General features: G+C 70.1%; 6 protein-coding genes. All 6 read right to left on the bottom strand.

All coding sequences use genetic code 11. The features are described from left to right. Positions 1-170 precede the first annotated feature (170 nt). The 6 genes from DI526_RS10395 to DI526_RS10370 all read right to left on the bottom strand — a co-directional run bounded on the left by DI526_RS10395 (position 171) and on the right by DI526_RS10370 (position 7,565). Positions 171-1,574, bottom strand: a complete 1,404-nt coding sequence (locus tag DI526_RS10395; RefSeq protein WP_304277316.1) for an FAD-binding oxidoreductase — start codon at positions 1,572-1,574, stop codon at positions 171-173. Positions 1,575-1,576: 2 nt separating this feature from the next. Further along, a complete protein-coding gene (locus tag DI526_RS10390; RefSeq protein WP_304277314.1) occupies positions 1,577-1,933 on the bottom strand; it encodes a cupin domain-containing protein in 357 nt (118 codons plus the stop codon). 5 nt (positions 1,934-1,938) lie between these two features. Continuing rightward, entirely contained in the window at positions 1,939-3,423 is a 1,485-nt protein-coding gene (locus tag DI526_RS10385) for an NAD-dependent succinate-semialdehyde dehydrogenase (protein ID WP_304277312.1), read from the bottom strand. Then, on the bottom strand, positions 3,423-4,724 hold the full coding sequence (gene gabT / locus DI526_RS10380; protein ID WP_304277310.1) for a 4-aminobutyrate--2-oxoglutarate transaminase: 1,302 nt from the start codon (positions 4,722-4,724) through the stop codon (positions 3,423-3,425). The genes DI526_RS10385 and gabT overlap by 1 nt, the downstream gene beginning before the upstream one ends. 110 nt (positions 4,725-4,834) lie before the next feature. Then, a complete protein-coding gene (locus DI526_RS10375) occupies positions 4,835-5,809 on the bottom strand; it encodes a LysR substrate-binding domain-containing protein (RefSeq protein WP_304277308.1) in 975 nt (324 codons plus the stop codon). Positions 5,810-5,945: 136 nt separating this feature from the next. Then, on the bottom strand, positions 5,946-7,565 hold the full coding sequence (locus DI526_RS10370) for an alkaline phosphatase (protein WP_304277306.1): 1,620 nt from the start codon (positions 7,563-7,565) through the stop codon (positions 5,946-5,948). Between the last annotated feature and the right edge of the window lie 60 nt (positions 7,566-7,625).

Here is a 7,625-nt window from a genome sequence, read left to right as displayed (position 1 = left end):
GATCTCGCGCGCGTCACCGGCGTCGGGCCAGAGCCGCCACTCGAAATCCGGCGCGGCCTGAGACAGCGCCGCCAGCCAGGGCTCGGCGCGCACGCCGAAGCAGGCGAACAGCACCACCGTCGCGCGCTGAGCTTTCATCACATCCTCGTCGGCCGTCGGTCGTGACAGCCCTACTGCTTGCTGAGCAGACGGACCAGAGGCGCGTCGAGGGGCGCGGGACGTCCCGCCTTCATCGCCGCGTCCATCCGCGCGAACCCGTCCTGCACGTAGCGAACGCCCAGCCAGCGCAGAGGCTCGGGCTCCCACCGCGGCGAGCGGTTGTCGACGCTTGGCAGAAACTCGAGTCCCGTCGGCCTGCCGGTGATCTTCCCCGCCAGGATCCGCGCCGAGATGTTTGTCGTCGAGACGCCCCGGCCCGTATAACCGAACAGCTGGCCGATCTTGGTGCTGGGATCGAAGCTGACCGTCGGCGTCCAATCGCGCGACACGCCCAGGTACCCCGCCCAACTGTGGGTGAAGGCCACCCCTTCCAGCGCCGGAAACCACTCCACCAGGGTTTCGCGCATCGCCTTGGCCGTGGCCGCGTCCCACGGCTGATCCATGTTGGAGCGCATGTGATAAGGCGCGCCGCGACTGCCGTAGAGAATCCGGCCGTCGGTGGTCTTGGTCAGGTAGTCGACCATGTTGACCTGCGAGCCCAGCCCCTCGCCGCCCGCCCAGCCGATGCTCGACCACTGCCGGGCGCTGAGCGGCTCGGTCAGCACGATCAGGGAGGACATCGGCAGCAGCGCCCGCCGATAGCGCGGCTGCTGGGTCAGATAGGCCTCCCCCGCCGCCACCATGGCCTTGCGCGCGATCAGAAGGCCGTTGTCGGTGTGCAGGCGCGGACTGTCGCCAGGCTCGAAGCGCGTCACCGCCGAACCCTCGTAGATCACCCCGCCCAGGCGCTCGATCGCCCGCGCCAGGCCGCGGACCAGCTTGGCCGGATGCACCGTGGCGCTCTTGGGAGAATAGAGCGCGCCCTCGACCTGCGTCGCGTGAACCTTCTCGCGGGCCGCCTCTGCGCCAAGCAGGCGGTTCTGGTCGCCAAAGCCGAGGCGTTCATAGGCGCTGTGGGCGCGCTGGATCGCGGGCAACTGCGCCTTGCCCCGCGCCAGGCTCAGAATGCCGGTCTGACGGTACTCGGCGTCGATCCCTTCCCGGGCGCAGACGCGGCCGACCTCCTCCACCGCGTCGTACATCGCCTGCAAGGTCTTGTGGCCGACCTCGACGCCGTAGCGGTTGGCCAGGGTCGCCGCGTCGAGCGGATAGCGCGACGAACACCAGCCGCCGTTGCGCCCGGACGCGCCATAGCCGCAGATGTCCTTCTCCAGAATGGCGACCTCCAGGCCCGGATTGTCCCGCAGCAGATAATAAGCGGTCCACAGTCCCGAATAGCCGCCGCCCAGGATCGCGACGTCCACCGTCACTTGGCCGCTCAGCGGCGCCCGTGGCGTCAGGTCGTCCCGGCAGGTCTCCAGCCAGTAGCTGGTCTCACGATAGGCCGAAGCGGCCGTGAGGTTTTGCGGCCGCATGTTCATTGGGCTTCATCGAAGATGACATAGGCCTTGCGGGCCGTGGTCTTGATCGTCCAGACACCGCCGGTGTTGGCCGGGAAGTACACGGCCTCGCCCGCCACGATCTGGATGGGCTCGCCCTCGTCGGGCTCGAACACGCAGTCGCCTTCCAGGAAGACGCAGAACTCGGCGGCCAGCACCTGGCGCCGCCAGCGGCCGGGACTGCACTCCCACACGCCCGTCCGCGTGGTGGACGCGGCTTTGGAGACGAAGCTGCGCACGGCGATCTGCGAGACCGGCTCGCCGATCGGAACCGGCGCGGGATTGCCCGGCGGCATGGCGGCGAAGAGTTCGGCCGGCGCGAATTTGATGATCATGGCCCTTACGCCCCCGCGATATCGCTGCACAGAAGTTTGAGTTCGACGAACTCGTCGACGCCGTGCCGCGAGCCTTCTCGGCCCAGGCCCGACTCCTTGACCCCGCCGAACGGCGCGACCTCGGTCGAGATCAGGCCGGTGTTCAGCCCGACCATCCCGTATTCCAGCGCCTCCGCGACCCGCCACGAGCGGTCGAGGTCGCGGGTGAACAGGTAGGCCGCCAGGCCCGCCGAGGTGTCGTTGGCGATCTCGATGGCCTCGGCTTCGGTCTCGAAGCGGATCAGGCCGGCCACCGGACCAAAGGTCTCCTCGTTGGCCAGCAGCATGTGGCGGGTTACGCCGGTCAGCACCGTGGGGGCGTAGAAGAAGCCTTCGCCCGGCAGGGCCGCGCCGCCGGTCAGCACCCTGGCCCCGCCGGCGACGGCGTCCTCGACATGACGGGCGACCTTGGCCGCGGCGGCGGCGTTGATCAGCGGCCCCTGGTCGGTCGGACCGGCCAGTCCGTCGCCGACCACCAGGCGCTCGACCCGCGCCGCCAGCTTGTCCGCGAAGGCGTCGTAGACGCCGGCCTGCACCAGCAGGCGGTTGGCGCAAACGCAGGTCTGGCCGGTGTTGCGGAATTTCGAGGCCATCGCCCCCTCGACCGCCTTGTCGAGATCGGCGTCGTCGAAGACGATGAAGGGCGCGTTGCCGCCCAGTTCAAGCGACACGCGCTTGACCGTGGCCATGCAGCGGGCGGCCAGCATCTTGCCGACCGGCGTCGAGCCGGTGAAGGTGAACTTGCGGACGCGCGGATCGCCGGTGAGGACTTCGCCGATCGGCGCGGCCTGGCCGGTGACGACGTTGAACACGCCGGGCGGCACGCCGGCTTCCTCGCCCAGGAGCGCCAAGGCCAGGGCGCTGAACGGGGTCAGCTCCGAGGGCTTCAGCACCACCGTGCAGCCGACCGCCAGGGCCGGGCCGACCTTGCGCGTGATCATCGCCGCCGGGAAATTCCACGGCGTCACCGCCGCGACCACGCCGATGGGCTGCTTGAGCACCATCAGGCGCTTGGCGGCGTCGTGGCCGGGGATGATGTCGCCGTAGACGCGCTTGGCCTCCTCGGCGAACCACTCCAGGAAGCCGGCCGCGTACAGCACCTCGCCCTTGGCCTCGGCCAGCGGCTTGCCTTGCTCGGCGGTCATCAGCCGGGCCAGGTCGTCGGCGTTCTCCAGGATCAGGTCGCGCCAGCGCCGCAGGATCGCGCCGCGCGCCTTGGCGCTCAGCCGGCTCCAGGGTCCGAACGCCGCTTGGGCGGCGCTCACCGCGCGCTCGGCGGCGTCCGCGCCCAGATCGGGAACGCCGCCCAAGCGCGCGCCGGACGCCGGCGACGTGACGTCGATCTGGGCGGCCGTGGCGATCCACCGCCCGTCGATATAGGCCGCCTGGCGTAGAAGGTCGGGCCGGGCCAGGCCCAGACCCGCACCGGCGATACTGGTCGCGCCGTCCATCAGGCCACGTCCAGTCGGAGGCTGTCCTCGAGGATGTCGAGCCCCTCGTCGAGCTGATCGAAGGGGATAGTTAGGGGCGACAGGATGCGGACGGTCTCTCCGTGAACGCCGCAGGTCAGTAGGATGAGGCCGCGCTCCAGGGCCCGCGCCGCCACCGCCTTGGCCCCGACGCCGTCGGGCCGGCCGTCGGCGGTGACGACGTCGAAGCCGATCATCGCCCCCGGTCCGCGCAGGCCGCGCGTCGGAACCAGGTCGTTACGCCCGGCGAAGGCGGCGATCCGCTCGCGCAGCCGGGCGCCGATCGCGTTGGCGCGCGCGCAGAGCCCTTCGTCCTCCATAACGTCCAGCACCGCCAGGGCGGCCGCGCAGGCGACCGGCGAACCGCCATAGGTGCCGCCCAGCCCGCCGGGCTCGACCATGTCCAACAGCGTCGCCCGACCGATGACGCCCGACAGCGGAAAGCCCCCGGCCAGCGACTTGGCCACGGTGATCAGGTCCGGGCGCACGATCCAGTGCTCGCACCCGAACATCCGACCCGTGCGACCGAAGCCGGTCTGCACCTCGTCGGCGATCAGCAGGATGCCGTGGGTGTCGCAGATCGCCCGCAGCGCGGACATCAGGGCGTCCGGCGCGGGATGGAAGCCGCCCTCCCCCTGCACCGGCTCGATGATGATGGCCGCCACGGAACTGGGATGCAGGTCGGCGGCGAACAGGAAGTCCAGGCAGCGCAGGCTGTCCGCAACGCTGACGCCGTGCGCCTCGATCGGGAACGGCGCGTGGAAGATGTTGGCCGGCGCGCCGCCGAACATCCGCTTGTAGGGCGCGACCTTGCCGGTCAGGCCCGAGGTCAGGACGGTGCGCCCGTGAAAGCCGCCGGTGAAGGCGATGACGCCGGGCCGGCCGGTGGCGGCGCGCGCGATCTTCACCGCGTTCTCCACCGCCTCGGCCCCGCTGGTGAAGAAGATGGTCTTGGCCGACCCTTCGATCGGCGCTATCGCGTTGAGACGCTCGGCCAGGGCCACGTAGGGCTCGTAGGCCAGCACCTGGAAGGCTGTATGCGTGAAACGTTCGAGCTGGCGCTGGACCGCCTCCATGACCCGCGGATGGCGGTGGCCGACGTTCAGGACGGCGATGCCTCCGGCGAAGTCAATGTAGCGGCGCCCCTCGACATCCCAGACCTCGGAATTCTCGGCCCGCTCCGCGTAGACCGCGGTCGAGCTGGCTACGCCTGCGGATACGGCGGCGCGACGGCGCTCCAGCAAGTCGGCGTTGGAAGCGGAAGCGATCGCGGAGGCGGACACGGAGGATCTCTCAGGAAACGAAACACCTGACGAGATGCTCGGCCACAACCGGCCCCATGCGGAGATGACAACTCCGCCGTCGGTGGTGACGAAAGGTCACCAAGGCGCTCCTACCAGCGCGCGGCCTCTTCGGCGGCCTCCTTCACAAGCCAGCGCCGGAACGCCAACAGGGCCGGCGTGCGCCAGCGATCTCGGCGGGCGGAGAAGACGTAGGCGCCCATGACGATCGGCTGGGCGCCGACCCGCGCGCTGACATCGACCAGCCGCCCGGCCTTGAAGTCCTCGCCGACTAGGAAGGCGTTCGCCAGAGCCAGGCCTTCTCCGCGCCGCGCCGCGTCGACGGCGAGGTGGGCGTGCCATAGCCTGTGGCCCGCCAGCTCGTGGTCGGGGGTCACGCCGTTGGCCTCGAACCACGCGGTCCACTGGCGAGCGTTCTCCTCGTGCAGCAGCGGCGCCTTGAGCAGGTCGGCCGCCGCGCCCGGATCGCCCAGGCTGGCCAAGAGCAGCGGACTGCCGACCGCCAGCACCGGCGGCCGTGCCAACTGCACGGTCTCGATCTCGCCCGCCGGCGGCTTGTCCGGCGCGGCGTCGATCACATAGCGGATGTCGCCGTCCATCTCGCGGCGCGTGAAGTCCGGGGCCGTGTCGGATGGGCGCAGGACCAGTTGGATCTCTGGATGACGCTGCCGGAAGTCGGCCAGCCGCGCCAACAGCCAGTTGGAGGCCAGGCCAGGAATGCACGACAGGTGTAGCGCGCGGTCATTGGGACCGTTCACCAGTTCGGCCGAGGCGGCGGCGATCTCGTTCAACGCGGTGGTGATCCGGGCGTGGAACTTGGCGCCCTCAGCCGTCAGCTTGCCCCCGTTGACGCCACGCTCGACCAGCGGCACGCCGGCCCAGGCTTCCAGGCTGCGCAGATGACGGCTGACAGCGGCGTGGTCGAGCTCCAGGACCGCCGCGGCCTTGCGGATGCCGCCGAACTCGCCCACCGCCGCAAAGGCGCGCAAGGCGGTGAAAGGCGGCGTGGCGCGACGGTTCCAAAAGACCAGGCGGGGATCTTCGGTGGTCGTGACGCGCGGGGACATGCAATACTCCTGTCCGCATCAAGCTAAGCTCGACGCGCGCCGCTGTCATCGCCCCCCGCGAAGCCCGTCCTCGAAGACGCCTCTTCCACAACCCTTGCGACCCGCGCGCCGCGCGCCCCGGCCTCTTCCTCGTCTCCTAGAGGGTGAACGCCTTTCGGCCGCGCTCGACCGCCATCCGGTGCGCGCCGGCCAGGGTGGTGTCGCGCGCCTTGATCGTCTTCAGGAACAGCCACTCCCCGGTCGTGCGGTTCGGGGTGACCTCGATCATCATGTAGCCGCGCCGGCTGGTGTCGGCCCACTTCATCTCGGGGTTGGCGGCCATGAAGCCGCGGGCGACCACGCCGGGATCGGCGCCCATGTCCCCTTCCAGGCCGTTCGAGGTGACCGCGTGACCCGCGAACTCGACGCCGGCCGGACGGCCCTCCTCGATCAGGCCGAAGGCCCAGGCGTTGTGGCTGTCGCCCGACAGCATGACGAGGTCCGCGTCGGCGGCCTGCGCGGACTTCAGCAGGCGCGACCGCGCCGCCGGATAGCCGTCCCAGCGGTCCATCCACATCGGCAGGCCCTGGGCGGCGGCGCGGATATCGTTGCGATAGCCGGCGACCTTCTTCTCCGAGACGCTCGGCCGCAGCCAGTCGACGGCGTCCTTGGGCATGACGGTGCGGCCCAGGATGGTGCCCATGCCGACCAGTTGCCAGCCGGGATTGGTCTTCATCTGGTGGGCCAGCCAGCTCTCCTGCGTCGAGCCCAGCATTGTCGCCGAGGGATCCCGCCAGACGCCGTCGCGGAACGCCTTGATCGCCGCGTCGGGATCGGCGGCCTTGAAGGCCGCGCCGATATCGGCCGGCTTGGTGCGGGCCAGCAGGCGCGACTCCGTGCGATAGAGGGTCGCCAGCGTGCCGATCGGATAGGCCTTCCACGGCTCGTCGGAAACCGGCATCCACTCGCGATAGACCTGCATGGCCGCAGCCCGGCGCAGGTTCCAGTCGCCTTCCTTGTCCGGCTGGTGGTTCTGCGCCCCGCCCTCCCAGCTGTCGTTGGAGGATTCGTGGTCGTCCCAGAACGCCACCATCGGCGCCATCTGGTGCAGGCGCTGCAGGTCGGGATCGGCGCGGTAGCTGGCGAAACGCAGGCGATAGTCGGCGATCGCGAGGATCTCGGTCGAGGGCTGCGGCAGGCGGCCGGCGACGAGATCCGTCTCCTTGATCGAGGCCGAGCCGTATTCGTAGAGATAGTCGCCGGTGTGCAGCCACAGATCCAGGTCCCGCCGCGCGGCGGCGTGGCCGTAGGCGTTGAACCAGCCGTAGGGCAGGTTCGAGCAGGAGAACACCGCCAGGCCGAAGCGGTTGACCGGCCCCTGGGGCAGCGTCTTGGTGCGGCCAACCGGCGAACGGGTCCCGTCCGGCGCCACGAAGCGATACCAATAGACGGTCGCGGGCTTTAGCCCGTCGACGGTCACCTTGGCGGTCCAGTCGCGATAGGCGCCGGTGCGCACGACACCGCCCGAAGCCACCTTGGTGAAGTCTGGATCCAGGGCGACCTCAACCTCGAGACGGATGACGTTGGTGTCCGTGGAAGGCACGTAGCGCGTCCACAGCAGCATGGCGTCAGCCGCCGGCTCGCCGCTGGCGACGTTGTGGGTGAAGCCGGTCGCGCCCAGCATCTGGCGGGCCAGCGCCTGGCCGGCGGGAAGGGTCAGGCCGGCCAGGCCGAGGCCTCCGGCGATCAGGCTGCGACGATCGATCCTTGGAGCCATGGAAGGTCCTCCGCAAAAGAAAACTCCCGCGACCAGCGAGCCGCGGGAGATGAAGTCGGT

Origin of the sequence: Caulobacter segnis, from assembly GCF_003243465.1 — a bacterium.
Classification (GTDB): domain Bacteria; phylum Pseudomonadota; class Alphaproteobacteria; order Caulobacterales; family Caulobacteraceae; genus Caulobacter; species Caulobacter segnis_A.
The sequence above is the reverse complement of the archived record's forward strand: the minus strand, read 5'-3'. Positions and strand labels throughout refer to the sequence as shown.